The sequence below is a fragment of the Pararhizobium sp. PWRC1-1 genome (genome assembly GCF_049897905.1).
Classification (GTDB): Bacteria; Pseudomonadota; Alphaproteobacteria; order Rhizobiales; family Rhizobiaceae; genus Pararhizobium.
In genome coordinates this window covers 135370-150492 of the sequence record NZ_JAFCXE010000005.1, presented here as the reverse complement: position 1 = coordinate 150492, position 15123 = coordinate 135370, and the positions used below count along the sequence as shown (strand labels likewise).

Genomic DNA, 15123 nt, shown 5'->3' with positions numbered 1-15123 from the left:
CTATGGTCGGCACAACAGCGATTGAACGGAGTAAACCTTGATGACTGGTGAGCGCACCTCTGCCGATGGCGGCATGGAAACCTCCTATGGGTTTCGCCAGGTTGGTCAGGGCGAGAAACAGGCGCTCGTCAACGATGTCTTCCACAAGGTCGCCAAGCGCTACGATATCATGAACGACGTCATGTCCATGGGGCTGCACCGCGCTTGGAAGGATGCGATGATCGCCTCGCTCAATCCGCGCCGTTCCGAAGATTACAAGGTTCTCGACGTTGCCGGCGGCACCGGCGACATCGCCTTCCGGATTGTCGAGGCATCGGACCGCAAGGCGCATGCAACCGTGCTCGATATCAACGGCTCGATGCTCGGCGTCGGCGCTGAGCGTGCCGAAAAGAAGGGCCTGTCGCCTAATCTCACCTTCGTCGAGGCCAATGCCGAGGAACTGCCGTTCGAGGCCAATTCCTTCGACGCCTATACGATCGCCTTCGGCATCCGCAACGTGCCGCGCATCGACGTGGCGCTGTCGGAAGCCTACCGCGTCCTGAAGCGCGGCGGCCGTCTGCTGGTACTGGAGTTCTCGGAAGTCGAGATGCCGCTGCTCGACAAGGTCTATGATGCGTGGTCGTTCAACGCGATCCCGAAGTTCGGCCAGATGGTCACCGGCGATGCCGAGCCCTATCAGTATCTGGTGGAATCAATCCGCAAGTTTCCCAACCAGCGCGATTTCGCTGCCATGATCACCAAGGCCGGCTTCTCGCGTGTCACCTATACCAATTACACCGCCGGCATTGCCGCGCTGCATTCCGGCTGGAAGATCTGACGCATGATATCCATTTTCGTGAAGCGCTCTGAGGGGCTGCCCCGGTGCGGCGGCAAGCCGCTATGAGCACGCCTGGAGCCTATCTTCGCCTTGTCCGTATCGGCTGGGTCCTGGTGCGCGAAGGCGTCGTGTCGGCGCTGCCGTCGGAAGACCTGCCGGCACTGCCGAAGGCCGCGCAATCCTTTGCGGGCCTGTTCGCCCGCCGCGGCGCCAGAAGTGAGGTTCGCAGCGACCGGCTGGCCCGGGCAATCGAGCGGCTCGGGCCTTCCTATGTGAAGATAGGCCAGTTTCTTGCCACCCGTCCGGACGTGGTCGGCGCTGATTTTGCCGAAGATCTGTCCTTCCTGCAGGACCGCATGGCGACGTTTCCGATTGCGGAAGCGCGCGCGGCCGTCGAGGCCTCTCTCGGCCGCCCGGTCGCCGAGCTCTATACCCAATTTGGCGACCCGATCGCCGCCGCCTCGATCGCGCAGGTGCACCCGGCAACAGTGCTGAAGGATGGCGTCGAACGGAAGGTTGCCGTCAAGGTCATCCGCCCCGGCGTTCGCCAGCGGTTTGCCCACGATCTGGAGGCGATGTTCCTCGTTGCCGGGCTGCAGGAGCGTTTCCTGCCCAATAGCCGCCGCCTGCGGCCGGTCGAGGTGACGAAGACACTGGAGCAGACCACCAAGATCGAGATGGATCTGCGGCTCGAGGCCGCCGCGCTTTCGGAACTCAGCGAGAATGCGGCTGATGATCCCGGCTTCCGGGTGCCGAAGGTCGATTGGGAACGTACCGGCCGCGACGTCGTAACGATGGAGTGGATCGACGGCACCAAGATGTCGGATGTCGAGGGCTTGCGCGCCGCCGGACACGATCTGGATGCGCTGGCCGATACGCTGATCCAGTCCTTCCTACGCCACACTTTGCGCGACGGTTTCTTCCACGCCGACATGCACCAGGGCAATCTGTTCGTCGATCCGCAGGGCATGATCGTTGCTGTGGATTTCGGCATCGTCGGCAGGCTCGGCAAGAAGGAGCGCCGCTTCCTTGCCGAAATCCTCTATGGTTTCATCACCCGCGATTACCGCCGCGTCGCCGACGTGCATTTCGAAGCGGGCTACGTGCCGTCCCATCACGATGTCGCAAGCTTCGCCCAGGCGATTCGCGCCATCGGCGAGCCGATCCACGGCCAGCCGGCCGAAACCATTTCGATGGCCAAGCTTCTGACGCTGCTATTCGAAGTCACCCAGCTGTTCGACATGGAAACGCGACCGGAACTGGTCATGCTGCAGAAGACCATGGTCGTCGTCGAAGGTGTCGCCCGCACGCTCAATCCGCGCTTCAACATGTGGAAGGCTTCCGAGCCCGTGGTCGGCGCCTGGATCCGGGATAATCTCGGCCCCAAGCGCATTCTGGGAGATGTGAAAGAGGGACTGCACGCCGCCCTGCGCCTTGCCGAGGCAGCACCGGAGATCGCCGCCAAGACGGAGAAGTTTTCGCGCGAGATCACCGCCATGGCCGAAAATGGCCTCCGTTTCGACGAACGGACTGCCGAAGCCATCGGCCGTTCCGAGGCGCGGCACAGCCGCTCGGGCCGTGTGGCGCTCTGGGTGATTGCGATTACGCTGATCGTTATCGCATGGCGGGTTTTTTGAGCTTGCTTTTGCCGGTGCGCTCGTTCAATTTTATGGAATGAACAGCGTAGTAAGCACCCTTATTGTGACCTGCACGGACCTTTCGGGGTGCGCAGGATCGGTGCTGGGCTAAAAGCGCTTTCATCCTGTGGACCCTGCCGAGGCAGGTAGGGTCGCAAGCTTCTTACCTCCTCGCATTCGAAGACGAGGACCGTCGTGAAGCAAACAGAAAACTCTCCCGTTCTGCCCTTGAACAGTGAACTACTCATTCGGGCCTCGCGTCCCGGAGACTACGAGCAGATGGCCGTCATGCTGAACCAGCCAGGTGTGCGGCGGGGAACGCTGCGGCTGCCCTATACGCGTCCGGAGGAGGTACGCTCGTGGTTGGAGAAGCCATCCGACGGAGGGCTTCAACTGGTCGCGGAAAGGGATGGTGTTATTCTGGGGGCCGCCGGGCTCCATCGCCAGGCGGGAAGGCGTCATCACGCAGCGATGCTCGGCATGAGCGTCCACGACGCCTACCAAAGGCAGGGCATCGGCAAATCCCTGTTACTCGAGCTCATTGATGCTGCGGACAACTGGCTGAACATCACGCGCATAGAGCTCACAGTCTTTACCGACAATGCTGGAGCAATCACACTCTACGAGGCCGCTGGCTTTGTAACTGAGGGCGTTCACAAGGCTTAGGCGTTTCGCGAAGGAGCGTTTGCTGATGTGCTCGCCATGGCACGGATCAAAACACCGGGCGGTTGACGCCCTGTTCTTTGGGAGCTGCCGCCTGTTGTCAGTGTGAGGTTGTCCGTCCCAAGCATTTAGCGGCTCTTCCAGCCAAGAGGGGAAACCATCATGCGCATACTGCCATCGCGTCTACAGTTGCCGTGAGCGCGGCTCTTCCTTCACGGCCCGTCGCAGGCTGGCGGTTATCAAGCAGTGCAAACTCCATCGCATTGTCGATTGTCTGGAAACATTGCGAAACGAAAAACGGGAAAGATTACAGAGATTTCATGCCGTTGGACTTCATTATGGCGTAGTTTCAATCTAGCTGTCGCGGCAATGACGGCCAGTGCCTGAATGAAGTCGAAAGAGATGTGAATGGCGGACGCCACCCGGAAAATTGCCCCTGCGGTTGAAGAGCCGGACGCCGCCGCGCAGCCGATTCCGGTGCGCAGCAAACGTGGACGCATGCGCAGGCGCTGGCTGATTCTTCCGGCCCTGATCCTTGCCGCCGCCGGCTGGTATGGCTGGTCGGTCTACGGCAAGCAGGAAGCGGCCGAAGCCGTCGTGACGGAAATGCCGGTGCGCGGCGATATCGAAAACAGCGTCACGGCGTCCGGTCTCTTGAGCCCGATCAAGGACGTCGATGTCGGCGCCCAGGTTTCCGGCCAGTTGAAGAGCCTCAAGGTCGAGATCGGCGATAGCATCAAGGAAGGCCAGCTGATCGCCGAGATCGACAGCGCCTCCATCGAAACGCAGATCGAAATCGCCGAGGCCGAGCTTGCCAATCTCGAGGCGCAGATGATCGACAAATCGGCGCAGGTGGTTCTGGCCAGTGCCAACCTGACGCGCCAGCGCGCCCTTGTTGCGGGCAACAGTGCCGCCCAGTCGGCGCTCGACGAGGCGGTGGCGGCACTTGCCGCAGCTGAGGCCAATGTCGATTCCTTGAAGGCCCAGGTCCGCAAGCAGCAGGCGACGCTCAAGGATGCCCGCATCAGCCTTGGCTATACCAAGATCTATGCGCCGCTGACCGGAACGATCATCAATACGTCGGCCAAGGAAGGCCAGACGCTGAATGCCAACCAGACGGCACCAACCATCGTCACCATCGGCAATCTTTCGACCATGACGGTCGAAGCCCAGGTGTCCGAAGCCGATGTCGGCAAGCTCAAAGTGGGAATGAACGCCTATTTCACCCTGCTCGGCCAGCCTGGCAAGCGCTATCCCGGCACCCTGCGCCAGATCAAGCCGACGCCAGCGACCGAAAACAATGTCGTGCTCTATTACGCCCTGTTCGATGTCCCTAATCCGGATGGCGCACTGATGATGAATATGACGGCGCAGGTCTTTTTCGTCGAATCGGCGGCCGACAACGTGCTGACCGTTCCTGTCGCCGCTGTCCATTTCCGCCGGGAAGGGAAGTCCAGCGAAGTCACCGTCATCACCGCCACCGGTGCCCACGAAATCCGCAAGGTCGAGACGGGTGTTCGCAACCGCGTCCGGGTCGAGATCAAGCAGGGGCTCGGTGAAAACGACACCGTGGTTGTCAGCATCGGTTCCGGTGACAAGGCGTCCGGCCGGGGCAATTCCCGGCGCGGCATGCCGCCGATGTTCTGAGGGCACAGCCGATGACCCCGCTCATTTCGCTCAAGGATATCCGCAAGACCTTCGTCAACGGCGACGTGGCCGTAGAAGTGCTGCGTGGCGTCTCGCTGGATATCCAGCCGGGCGAATTCGTCGCCATCGTCGGCGCGTCCGGTTCGGGCAAGTCGACGCTGATGAACATCCTCGGCTGTCTCGATACGCCGACCGGTGGTCAGTACCTGCTCGAAGGCGAGGACGTCTCGGATTTGAACGCCGACGAGCTTGCGGCCCGGCGGCGCCAGATGTTCGGCTTCGTCTTCCAGAGCTACAATCTGGTGGCGACCGCGACCGCGCAGGAAAATGTCGAGATCCCCGCCATCTATGCCGGCATGCCGTCGCGGCAGCGGGAGGAGCGTGCCAGCATGCTCTTGCGCTCGCTCCGGCTCGGCGACCGGCTCGATCACCTGCCCAACCAGCTGTCCGGTGGCCAGCAGCAGCGCGTGTCGATCGCCCGCGCGCTGATGAACGGCGGCCAGATCATTCTCGCGGACGAGCCGACCGGCGCGCTCGATAGCCAGAGCGGCAAGGAAGTGATGGCGACGCTGCGGCAGATGAACGAGGACGGCCATACCGTCATCATTATCACTCACGCCCCGGAACTCGCCGAATCCGCCGACCGCGTCATCGAAATCAGCGACGGGCTGATCGTCGCCGACCGTATCCCCGGCAATATCAGGCGGATCGGCCGCGCCAAGCCGGCACTTGCGGCGCGTAAAGCTGGAAAAGCTGCCATTGTCACTGACGTTGCCGAGGCCGTGCGCATGTCGTTCCGGGCTTTGCGGGCCAATCTGTTTCGCACTATCCTCACCCTGCTCGGCATCGTTATCGGTGTGAGCTCCGTCGTTGCCATGCTGGCCATCGGCACGGGAGCACAGGATTCCGTCTTGAGCCGCATCGCCGCCATGGGCTCCGATCTGCTGGTCGTGCGGCCCAATATGTCGAATTTCCGTGGCGGGGAAGGGGGCAGCATCGTCTCGCTGATCCCGTCGGATGCCGATGCCATTCTGGAGCTGCCCAATATCAGCTTCGCCGTTCCGGAAATGTCGAGCACACTAACGGTGCGGGCCGGCAATCTCGATACGCAGACGACGGTCAACGGCACGGTGCCGCAGTTCCCTGAGGCCAAATCCTGGACCGTCGAGGATGGCGCCTTCCTCGAAAAGACCGACATGGATGCCTATGCGAGCGTCGCCGTGCTCGGCCGGACCGTCGCCGACGCGCTGTTTCCAGACGGTGCCGATCCGCTCGGGCAATATATTCTGATCAAGAACATCCCCTTCCAGGTCATCGGCGTGATGTCGAAGAAGGGCGCCAGCGCCGGCGGCAACGATCAGGACGATACGGTGCTCGTGCCGCTGTCCACCGGCAACCTGCGCCTGTTCGGGGCGAGGAATGTCCGCTCCATCACCGTGCAGGTGAAGGATGGCAGCGCCATCAACGTGACGCAGGACCAGATCCAGGCTTTGCTCGACGAGCGCCACAAGCGCGAGGACACGCAGATCATCAACATGGCCGCGATCCGCGAAACCTTTACTGAAACCTCCAATATCCTGAAGGTCTTCCTCGGCTCGATCGCCGCCATATCTCTGCTGGTCGGCGGCATCGGCGTGATGAACATCATGCTGGTCTCTGTCACCGAGCGCACCCGCGAGATCGGCATCCGCATGGCGACCGGCGCCCGTGGCCGCGATATCTTGACCCAGTTCATCGTCGAAGCGCTGGTGGTTTCCGCCCTTGGCGGCCTGATCGGGGTGGGGTTGGGTCTCGGCATCGGTGCGGTGGCCCAAGCCTTCGGCGTCGCCGTCAGCTTTGCCCCCGGTCCGGTTATTCTCGCCTTTGGTAGCGCCTTCCTCACCGGCCTGATCTTCGGTTATCTGCCCGCCTACAACGCCTCGCGTCTGCAGCCGGCCGTGGCGCTGGCCTCCACCTGATCAGCCCGTCACACCGCCCCGGTTGACGCCGCTCGCGTGATCGTTTCCACTGGTGCAAACGCACGAGGAGGAAACCATGTCCGACGCAGATCGCTTCATGACCCAGGCCATCGCGCTTGCCCGTGACAATGTCCGCAAGGGCGGGCGGCCTTTTGGCGCCGTGCTGGTGATCGACGGTCAGGTGGTGGCAACGGGCGTCAACGGCGTGTTGGAGACACACGATCCGACCGCCCATGCCGAACTTGTCGCCGTGCGCGAGGCAGCCATCAAGCGCGGCACGGCCACCCTCAAAGGGGCGGCCGTCTATGCCAGCGGCCATCCATGCCCGATGTGCCTCGCCGCCATGCGGCTTGCCGGCATAACCGATATTTCCTACGCCTATTCCAACGAAGACGGAGCGCCTTATGGGCTAACATCGGCGCCGCTTTATGCGGACCTGCGTAAGCCGTTTGCCGAGCAGCAGATGACATTTTCCTATCGTCCGGTGCGGCCGGAAGGAGAAATGGATATCTACGACTTCTGGCGGGACATGCAGCAGGGCCGAGCCCTTTCGCGTTGACCAGCGGTTGATGGCAGCGAGAGGGGTGAGATGCAGAACTATCTGTTGCGCGTATGGGCATCTCTGTCGCTGCCGGGCCTGCTGATTGGCACTCTTTTCTTCGCGGTGTCGCTGACGCCAAGCCTCATTCCGCGGCCTTACGTGCTGCAAGGCGTGCTGTCCGGCTGCTCGCTGGCGGCCGGATATGGCCTTGGTGTGTTTGGCCGCTGGCTCTGGCTTTATCTGGAACTTCCTGCCTTTCCGCCAAAGATCGAGCGTGTCGTCAAGGCTCTCGCTGTGGCCGGATGTGTTGGAATAGCGATCGCATTTCTCTGGCAGGCTGCACGCTGGCAAAACTCTGTCCGCAGCCTGATGGGGCTCGATCCGGTGGAAACGGCCGAGCCACTGAAGCTCGCGCTGATTGCCCTGCTCATGTTCGTCGTCGTCATCGCGCTCGCCCGCCTGTTCCGGATGACATTCGCCTTTCTCTCACGCAAATTCGAGCACGTTACCCCCAAGCCGATCGCCCGGTTGCTCGGTATTCTCCTGGCTCTCACTCTGTTCTGGTCGATCGCCGATGGCCTGCTGCTCAAGGCCGGCTTGCGGCTCGCCGATTCGTCCTTCCGCGAGCTGGACGCCCTGATCGACAGCGATCTGGCACCGCCTGCTGCCCCCTTGAAAACCGGCAGCACCGCCTCGCTCGTCTCCTGGCACGACCTTGGATTTCGCGGCCGTGAATTCGTCGCCTCCGGCCCGACGGCCGAAAAGATCGGCACCTTCTTTCACCAGCCCGCACTGGAGCCGATCCGCGTCTATGTCGGCCTGAGCGCGGCGGAAACGGCGAAGGAAAGAGCGGCGCTGGCGCTTGCCGAACTGAAGCGCACCGGCGCCTTTGAGCGCTCGACGCTGATCGTCGTTGTCCCCACCGGCACCGGCTGGGTTGATCCGGCAGCGATGGATACGGTCGAATATCTGCATCGTGGCGATGTCGCCAGCGTCGCCCTGCAATATTCCTATCTCACCAGCTGGCTGTCGCTGCTGGTCGAACCGAACTATGGCGAGGAGGCTGGCGAGGCACTGTTCAAGGCTGTCTATGGCTACTGGACGACCCTGCCGAAGGATAAGCGCCCAAAACTCTATCTGCATGGCCTCAGCCTCGGGGCGCTCAATTCCGAGCGCTCCGCCGACCTCTTCGATGTGATCGGCGATCCCTTCCAGGGTGCGCTGTGGAGCGGCCCGCCCTTCGAAAGCGCCGGCTGGAAATCGGTAACCGCTGGCCGCGAGCCTGGGTCCCCGGCCTGGCTGCCGCGCTTCCGCGATAGTTCCGTGATCCGCTTCACCGCCCAGAAGAACGCGCTTGATATTCCCGGCGCAAAATGGGGCCCGATGCGCATCGTCTACCTGCAATATGCCAGCGACCCCGTGACCTTCTTCGATCCCCACTCCTTTTACCGGGAGCCAGAGTGGATGAAGCAGCCGCGCGGACCTGATGTCTCGCCTTACCTCACATGGTATCCGGTCGTCACCATGCTGCAGCTGGCGCTCGATATGGCGATGGCGACGACATCGCCGATGGGCTACGGCCACGTCTACGCGCCGGAACATTACATCGACGCGTGGGTAGCGGTGACCGATCCGCAAGGGCTGGCGCCCGGTGATGTCGGGCGCCTCAAGGAAATGGTCTCGAAACGGAATTGAGGAACCGGCGGCAGCGATGCCGCCGGTCATTCGATATCAGGCGCTGCGCACGGGGGCGAGCAACCTCAACGCATTGATCGTCACCAGCACGGTCGCGCCGGTATCGGCCAGGATCGCCGGCCAGAGCCCGGTAATGCCGGCGATGGTCGTCACCAGGAACACCGCCTTCAGACCCAGCGCGATGGTGATGTTCTGGCGGATATTGCCCATCGTGCGTTTCGACAGGTCGATCATCTGGGCAACGTCCCCGACCCGGCCATGAAGCACGGCGGCATCGGCGGTTTCGAGCGCCACGTCGGTGCCGCCGCCCATGGCGATGCCGATATCGGCGGCTGCCAGCGCTGGAGCGTCGTTGATCCCGTCGCCGACCTTGGCGACGACAAAACCCTGCTGCTTCAATTCGCCGACGATCCGCTGCTTGTCTTCCGGCATCAGCTCGGCGCGCACCTCGATGCCGAGCTGCTTGCCGATCGCGGTGGCCGTGCGCTTGTTGTCGCCGGTCAGCATGACGATCTTGACGCCCTTGTCCGTCAGCGCCTTCAGCCCGGATTTCGCATCCGCACGTGGCTCGTCGCGCATGGCGATTGCACCGGCCAGCGTGTCGCCGATGATCAGCACGGAGACAGTCTTGCCCTCGTCGTTCAGCGCGGTGATTGCGGCCGTCTGTTCCGCCGAGAGCGCCACGCGGTCGCCGGCTGATTGTGGCGAGCCGAGGAAGACGGCCTTGCCGTTCACCGTCGCTGTGACGCCCTTGCCCCCCAGTGCCTTGGCATCGGAGACCGCAGGAACCGCCACCTTGTCGGCTGCAGCCCGATCGAGGATTGCCTTGGCCAGTGGATGGCTCGATCCGGTCTCAAGAGCAGCGGCAAAGATCAGCACGTCGGCTTCGGAATGTCCAAACGCAAGGACATCAGTGACCTTCGGTTTGCCCTCCGTCAGCGTCCCGGTCTTGTCCAGCGCAACGGCGGTGATGGTGCCCAATGTCTCCAGGACGGCGCCGCCCTTCAGCAAAAGGCCACGCCGGGCACCGGCCGATAACGAGGCGGCTATGGCTGCAGGTGTCGAGATGACGAGGGCGCAGGGGCAGCCGATCAGCAGGATGGCAAGGCCCTTATAGACCCATTCGCCCCATGGGCCGCCCAGAAACAGCGGCGGAACGATCGCCACGAGTGCGGCAACAACCACGACACCGGGCGTGTAGTAACGTGAGAAGCGGTCGATGAAGCGCTCGGTCGGCGCCTTGGATTCCTGCGCCTCCTCGACCAGCTTGACGACGCGGGCAATGGTGTTGTCGGCGGCAGTCGCCGTTACCCGGACGCGTAATGCTGCATCGCCGTTGATCGTGCCGGCAAAGACCTTTTTATCGACGCCTTTGCGCACCGGCGTGCTTTCGCCGGTCACCGGCGCCTCGTCGATGGCGCTTTCGCCCGACAGGATCACACCATCGGCGGAGATGCGGTCACCGGGGCGAACGAGGATCGTGGCACCGACCGCAAGGCTTTCGGCCGGAACCGCGCGTGTCTGGCCATTGACTTCGAGCAGTGCCTCCTTCGGCACCAGCGCCGCCAGCGACTGGATGCTCTGGCGGGCCTTTCCGGCGGCAACGCCTTCCAGAAGTTCGCCGACGAGGAACAGGAAGACCACGGCTGCCGCCTCTTCGCCGGCATCGATGATCACCGCGCCGACGGCCGCGATCGTCATCAGCATCTCGATCGAAAACGGCGTCCCGGCCATCGCAGCCATGATGGCACGCCGGGCAATCGGGATGAGCCCGATCAGCATGGCGGCGATGAAGGCATAGGATGCGATCGACGGCACGAGATGGCCGACAGCATAGGCAATCACCAGCGCGGCGCCCGAAAAGATGGTTAGCTTGCCCTTCTTGCTTGCCCACCACGGACCATTTGTCGGTCCATGGTCATGCCCGTGCAGGCCTTCCATGGCGTCATTGGCTGCGGGCTTCGAGTGATCGTGCCCGGCATGGCTCGCATGGTCGTGTCCGCTATGATCGTGATCCGCATGATCATGGCCGTCGTGGTCACCATGCTTGGTGTGGTCGTGTCCGGCATGGCTGTGATCGCCGTGATCATGGCCGCAGCAGGCTTGCTTGGGCTCTGTAACCGGCGCCGCCTTGCCGGCGATCTGCGAGACCGAATAGCCAAGGCCGGTGACTTTCTTAGCAATGGCGGCGAGGTCGCTGACCTCGTCATGTTTCACGGTCATGGTCCCCGCAGTTACTGAAACCGAAACGTCGGTGACGCCCGGCATGCGCCGGACTGCCGTATCGATCTTGGCCGCGCAAGAGGCGCAATCCATGCCCTCAACCCGGTATCGTGTCTGTGTCGCCTCTGCCATTGTCCACTTCCTGTGTGCCTGCTTGTCAAACTCTGGCATCTTTCCTACATCCTCGAGCGGCTAGAGGTACAAGAGGGAAAATCATGAAAAACATAACGATTGGCGAGGCTGCGCGCAAAAGTGGCGTCAAGGTGCCGACGATCCGCTATTACGAGGGCATCGGCCTGCTGCGGGAGCCGAGCCGCAGCGAGGGCAACCAGCGTTCCTACGAACAATCCGATCTCAATCGCCTGACCTTCATTCGTCATGCCCGCGAGCTCGGTTTCGAGGTGGAAGCTATCCGCACGCTGCTGAGCCTGCAGGACAATCCTTTGCAGCCGTGTGCTTCCGCCGATGCCATTGCCAAGGCAAGGCTCGTCGAGGTGGAACAGCGTATCCGCAGCCTGATGGCACTGAAGGCGGAACTGGAAATGATGGTGGAAGGCTGCGGCCATGGCCGCGTCGATCAATGCCGGGTAATCGAAGTGCTCGCCGATCATGCCCAGTGCATGCATCACGGCCATTAAAACCGGGTTTTGGGGAGAGCGGTAATTCTGCCGATCAGTCCCCGAAAGAATTGTTTACAACTCCCTGGAACTTTTCGATCTTTCGTGAGTTTTATGCCTTATCGATAGATGCACCTATCCAATTTTTGCGTATCCGGAAAATGTAAATGCCCGAACGGTCCCGCCGAGCCCAGTTGCGCGAAAGCACGTCGCAAGCCCATGCCTCGCTTGACCGGATGGTCGGCTCCTTCGACAGTCCCGACGCTTACAGAAACTATCTGCGCGGAATTTCGACGTTCCGCGAGGCGGTGGAGCGCAAACTGGTGTCAACAGTCTGGCCGGAGCAGTGCGACGGCTGGCATGCGGAAATGTTTTCACGCCTGATCGCCGACGATCTGCGTGATCTGGATGTGACGCCGCAACCATCTTTGGACGCACCGGATCTGGAGCGGAGCCCCGAGGCGCTTCTTGGCATGCTTTACGTTCTGGAAGGGTCAGCGCTCGGCTCCCGCGTCCTTTACAAGCGTGCCCAGCAACTTGGCTTCGACGCAGACTTCGGCGCCCGGCATCTGGCGGTCCAATCACGCCGTAGCGATCGCTGGCCCGCTTTTCTCGCCCTGCTCGAAAATGCCGATTTAATCGACATGGAGCGGGTCGCCACTGCCTCGCGTGCAACGTTTGAGACGGCCGAACAAGCATTCCGTCAGGCATCCCATGAACAAGCATGACAGCAACACGGCTGCGCCGGTCGATCTGACCAATTGCGACCGTGAGCCGATCCATCTCCCCGGCAGTATCCAGCCGCATGGTTGCCTGATCGCGTGCGATGCGCGGGCTGCAATGGTTCTCCGGCACACCGCCAATACCGGCACCATGCTGGGCGTTTCCGGCGAGATCAACGGCTTGCCGCTTGAGCAGCTCCTTGGCGCCGAAGCAACGCATACTTTGCGCAATGCTCTTGCGACGCTCCGTGAAGGCGTCCGTCCGGCCCTGTTGTCCGGGCTGAAGGTGCCAGGTGGTGTCTTCGATGTCTCGATCCACATCTTTCGCTTGACAGTCATCATCGAGTTCGAGCCGGCGTCACCCGGCCAACCATTGCAGCTTGCCCGTGGTCTCATCGGCCGGATCAGCGACATCGGCGACATCGAGCCCCTGGTGCGGCAGGCGGCCCGGCTGATCCGCGGCATGCTCGAATATGACCGTGTGATGATCTATCGCTTCGAGCAGGATGGATCCGGCAAGGTTGCAGCAGAAGCCAAGCGCGGCGATCTCGAGAGTTTTCTCGGCCAGTATTTCCCGGCCAGCGATATCCCCCGGCAGGCCCGTATTCTTTATCTGAAAAACACCCTTCGCATTATCGGTGACGCCAGCGGCGAGCGGGTCGGGCTTGTGCCGGTGTTCGACGCATCGGGCGAGGCGCTGGATCTGTCGTTGGCGCATCTGCGCAGTGTGTCGCCGATCCACTGCGAATATCTGCGCAACATGGGGGTCGCAGCCTCCATGTCGATTTCGATCATTGTCGACGGCGCCCTGTGGGGGCTGATTGCCTGTCACCATTACCAGCCCCGTACCCTGTCGATGGCCGAGCGGGTCGCTGCCGAAATGTTTGGCGAGTTTTTCTCGCTGCATCTGACCTCACTGAGGCAGAAATCCAGGCTTGCCACTGCCACCCGCGCCCGCGCGTCGCTCGATCGCTTCCTGCGCCTGGCCTCGCATAACGCCGATATCGGCCAGTTGTTGACGGAAAACCTGCCGGATTTCAACACGCTGGTGCCATGTGACGGGATCGGGCTCTGGATGAACGGTGTCTGGACGTCGTTTGGTTCGGTACCCCCGGCTGCCGCCATTGCAGCACTTTCGCGCCACATCGGCACGCTTGCCGAGGCCCGCGTCTGGGCCACACACGCGTTGTCGCAAAGCATGCCGGGCGCGGAAGATTTTTGCGCGCAGGCGGCCGGCGTACTTGCCATACCTCTGGCGCAGACAAGACGGGATTATCTGTTCTTCTTCCGCAGGGAGCTGGTGCAGACCCTGAATTGGGCCGGCAATCCGGACAAGACCTACACGACGGGGCCTTTGGGAGATCGGCTGACGCCGCGCCAGAGTTTTGCCATCTGGAAGCAGACCGTGCATCAGCAGGCTCAACCATGGACGGAGGCAGACCGGGAAATCGCCGAAGTCACGCGGGCAGCCCTTGTCGAAGTCGGATTGCGCCACAGCGAACTGATGGCGGAAGAGCGCAGCCGCGCCGATGTGCGCCAGCGCATGCTCAATGAGGAGTTGAACCACCGGGTCAAGAACATTCTGGCTTTGATCAAGTCACTGGTCGGCCAGCCGATACAGGAGGGCCGGGCGTTGACCGATTATGTCGCCTCGCTGAAGGGGCGTATCCAGGCACTGTCCTTTGCCCACGATCAGGTGGTGCGCGGCGATGGCGGCGGGCCGCTGACGGACCTGCTGAACGCCGAACTGTCACCCTACCGGCAGCCCGCCATATCGATCGCCGTCAATGGCCCGCCGGTTCTGCTCAACTCCCGCGCCTTCTCGGTGATGGCGCTTGTCCTGCATGAGCTATCGACCAACGCAGCCAAATACGGCGCTCTGTCGCGGCCTGGTGGCCGGCTGGATGTGTCATGGTCGCTGGCGGTGCATGGCGACTGCGAAATCATCTGGCGGGAAACTGATGGTCCTCTCGTTTCTCCGCCATCCCGCACCGGCTTTGGCACCGCCCTGATCGATCGCAGCGTGCCCTATGACCTCGATGGGCATAGTGAAGTTTCCTATGCGCGCGAAGGTGTGGTGGCGCGATTCCTGCTGCCGGCAAAGCATATTTCTCTGGCGGAACAGCCGTCCCATGCGGCAGCCGGCCAAGTCACTGGCAAGGAGCCGTCGAAGGGAATGCTGGCCGCAGATATGAAGGTCATGCTGGTCGAGGACCAGATGCTGATCGCGCTTGATGTCGAAGGCATGCTTGGCGATCACGGCGTGTTGGATGTCATGACCTCGGCCTCAGCCGATGATGCACTGAGCAGGCTGGTGGACTACACGCCGGACGTGGCGATCCTCGATGTCAATCTGGGTGCCGGGACCTCTCTTGCCGTGGCGCGCGAACTGGTTGGGCGAGGCATTCCGTTCCTGTTTGCCACCGGCTACGGAAACAGCGAAATGATCCCCCCTGATTTTTCCTGGATACCGGTCATTCGCAAACCGTATGACAGCACGTCGCTGATAACCACGATTGTGCGGCTTCTGGAGAACAGGGACAGCCGGTGATCCGCTCGGACGCGATGGCCTGATTGCCTCCCACCGGTCGGTCGGATAGGGT

At 62.1% G+C, this 15123-nt stretch carries 11 protein-coding genes; 10 read left to right on the top strand and 1 reads right to left on the bottom strand.

What is annotated here, in order from left to right; translation table 11 throughout:
- The first annotated feature begins 40 nt into the window (after positions 1-40).
- The 7 genes from ubiE to ACP7E0_RS10430 all read left to right on the top strand — a co-directional run bounded on the left by ubiE (position 41) and on the right by ACP7E0_RS10430 (position 8958).
- Positions 41-817, top strand: a complete 777-nt coding sequence (gene ubiE, locus ACP7E0_RS10460) for a bifunctional demethylmenaquinone methyltransferase/2-methoxy-6-polyprenyl-1,4-benzoquinol methylase UbiE (RefSeq protein WP_426124945.1) — start codon at positions 41-43, stop codon at positions 815-817.
- Positions 818-879: 62 nt separating this feature from the next.
- On the top strand, positions 880-2454 hold the full coding sequence (gene ubiB / locus ACP7E0_RS10455; RefSeq protein ID WP_426124749.1) for a 2-polyprenylphenol 6-hydroxylase: 1575 nt from the start codon (positions 880-882) through the stop codon (positions 2452-2454).
- Between the two features lie 195 nt (positions 2455-2649).
- Positions 2650-3120, top strand: coding sequence for a GNAT family N-acetyltransferase (locus ACP7E0_RS10450; RefSeq protein WP_426124748.1), 471 nt, complete (start codon positions 2650-2652; stop codon positions 3118-3120).
- Positions 3121-3525: 405 nt separating this feature from the next.
- Entirely contained in the window at positions 3526-4764 is a 1239-nt protein-coding gene (locus ACP7E0_RS10445) for an efflux RND transporter periplasmic adaptor subunit (RefSeq protein WP_426124747.1), read from the top strand.
- Between the two features lie 11 nt (positions 4765-4775).
- Positions 4776-6722, top strand: a complete 1947-nt coding sequence (locus ACP7E0_RS10440) for a MacB family efflux pump subunit (protein ID WP_426124746.1) — start codon at positions 4776-4778, stop codon at positions 6720-6722.
- Positions 6723-6798: 76 nt separating this feature from the next.
- Positions 6799-7281, top strand: coding sequence for a nucleoside deaminase (locus ACP7E0_RS10435; RefSeq protein WP_426124744.1), 483 nt, complete (start codon positions 6799-6801; stop codon positions 7279-7281).
- Positions 7282-7311: 30 nt separating this feature from the next.
- Positions 7312-8958, top strand: coding sequence for an alpha/beta hydrolase (locus tag ACP7E0_RS10430; protein ID WP_426124743.1), 1647 nt, complete (start codon positions 7312-7314; stop codon positions 8956-8958).
- 36 nt (positions 8959-8994) lie between these two features.
- On the opposite strand, the gene ACP7E0_RS10425 is transcribed toward ACP7E0_RS10430, so the two are convergent.
- Positions 8995-11313 carry a heavy metal translocating P-type ATPase gene (locus ACP7E0_RS10425; RefSeq protein ID WP_426124742.1) on the bottom strand — a complete coding sequence of 773 codons (2319 nt, stop codon included), beginning with the start codon at positions 11311-11313 and terminating at the stop codon, positions 8995-8997.
- Positions 11314-11396: 83 nt separating this feature from the next.
- Here ACP7E0_RS10425 and ACP7E0_RS10420 point away from each other — a divergent pair, with 83 nt between their 5' ends.
- The 3 genes from ACP7E0_RS10420 to ACP7E0_RS10410 all read left to right on the top strand — a co-directional run bounded on the left by ACP7E0_RS10420 (position 11397) and on the right by ACP7E0_RS10410 (position 15071).
- Entirely contained in the window at positions 11397-11819 is a 423-nt protein-coding gene (locus ACP7E0_RS10420; protein WP_426124741.1) for a MerR family transcriptional regulator, read from the top strand.
- Between the two features lie 146 nt (positions 11820-11965).
- Positions 11966-12526, top strand: a complete 561-nt coding sequence (locus ACP7E0_RS10415) for a biliverdin-producing heme oxygenase (RefSeq protein ID WP_426124740.1) — start codon at positions 11966-11968, stop codon at positions 12524-12526.
- Positions 12513-15071, top strand: a complete 2559-nt coding sequence (locus tag ACP7E0_RS10410; protein ID WP_426124739.1) for an HWE histidine kinase domain-containing protein — start codon at positions 12513-12515, stop codon at positions 15069-15071. Before ACP7E0_RS10415 ends, ACP7E0_RS10410 begins: the two co-directional genes overlap by 14 nt.
- Positions 15072-15123: the final 52 nt, after the last annotated feature.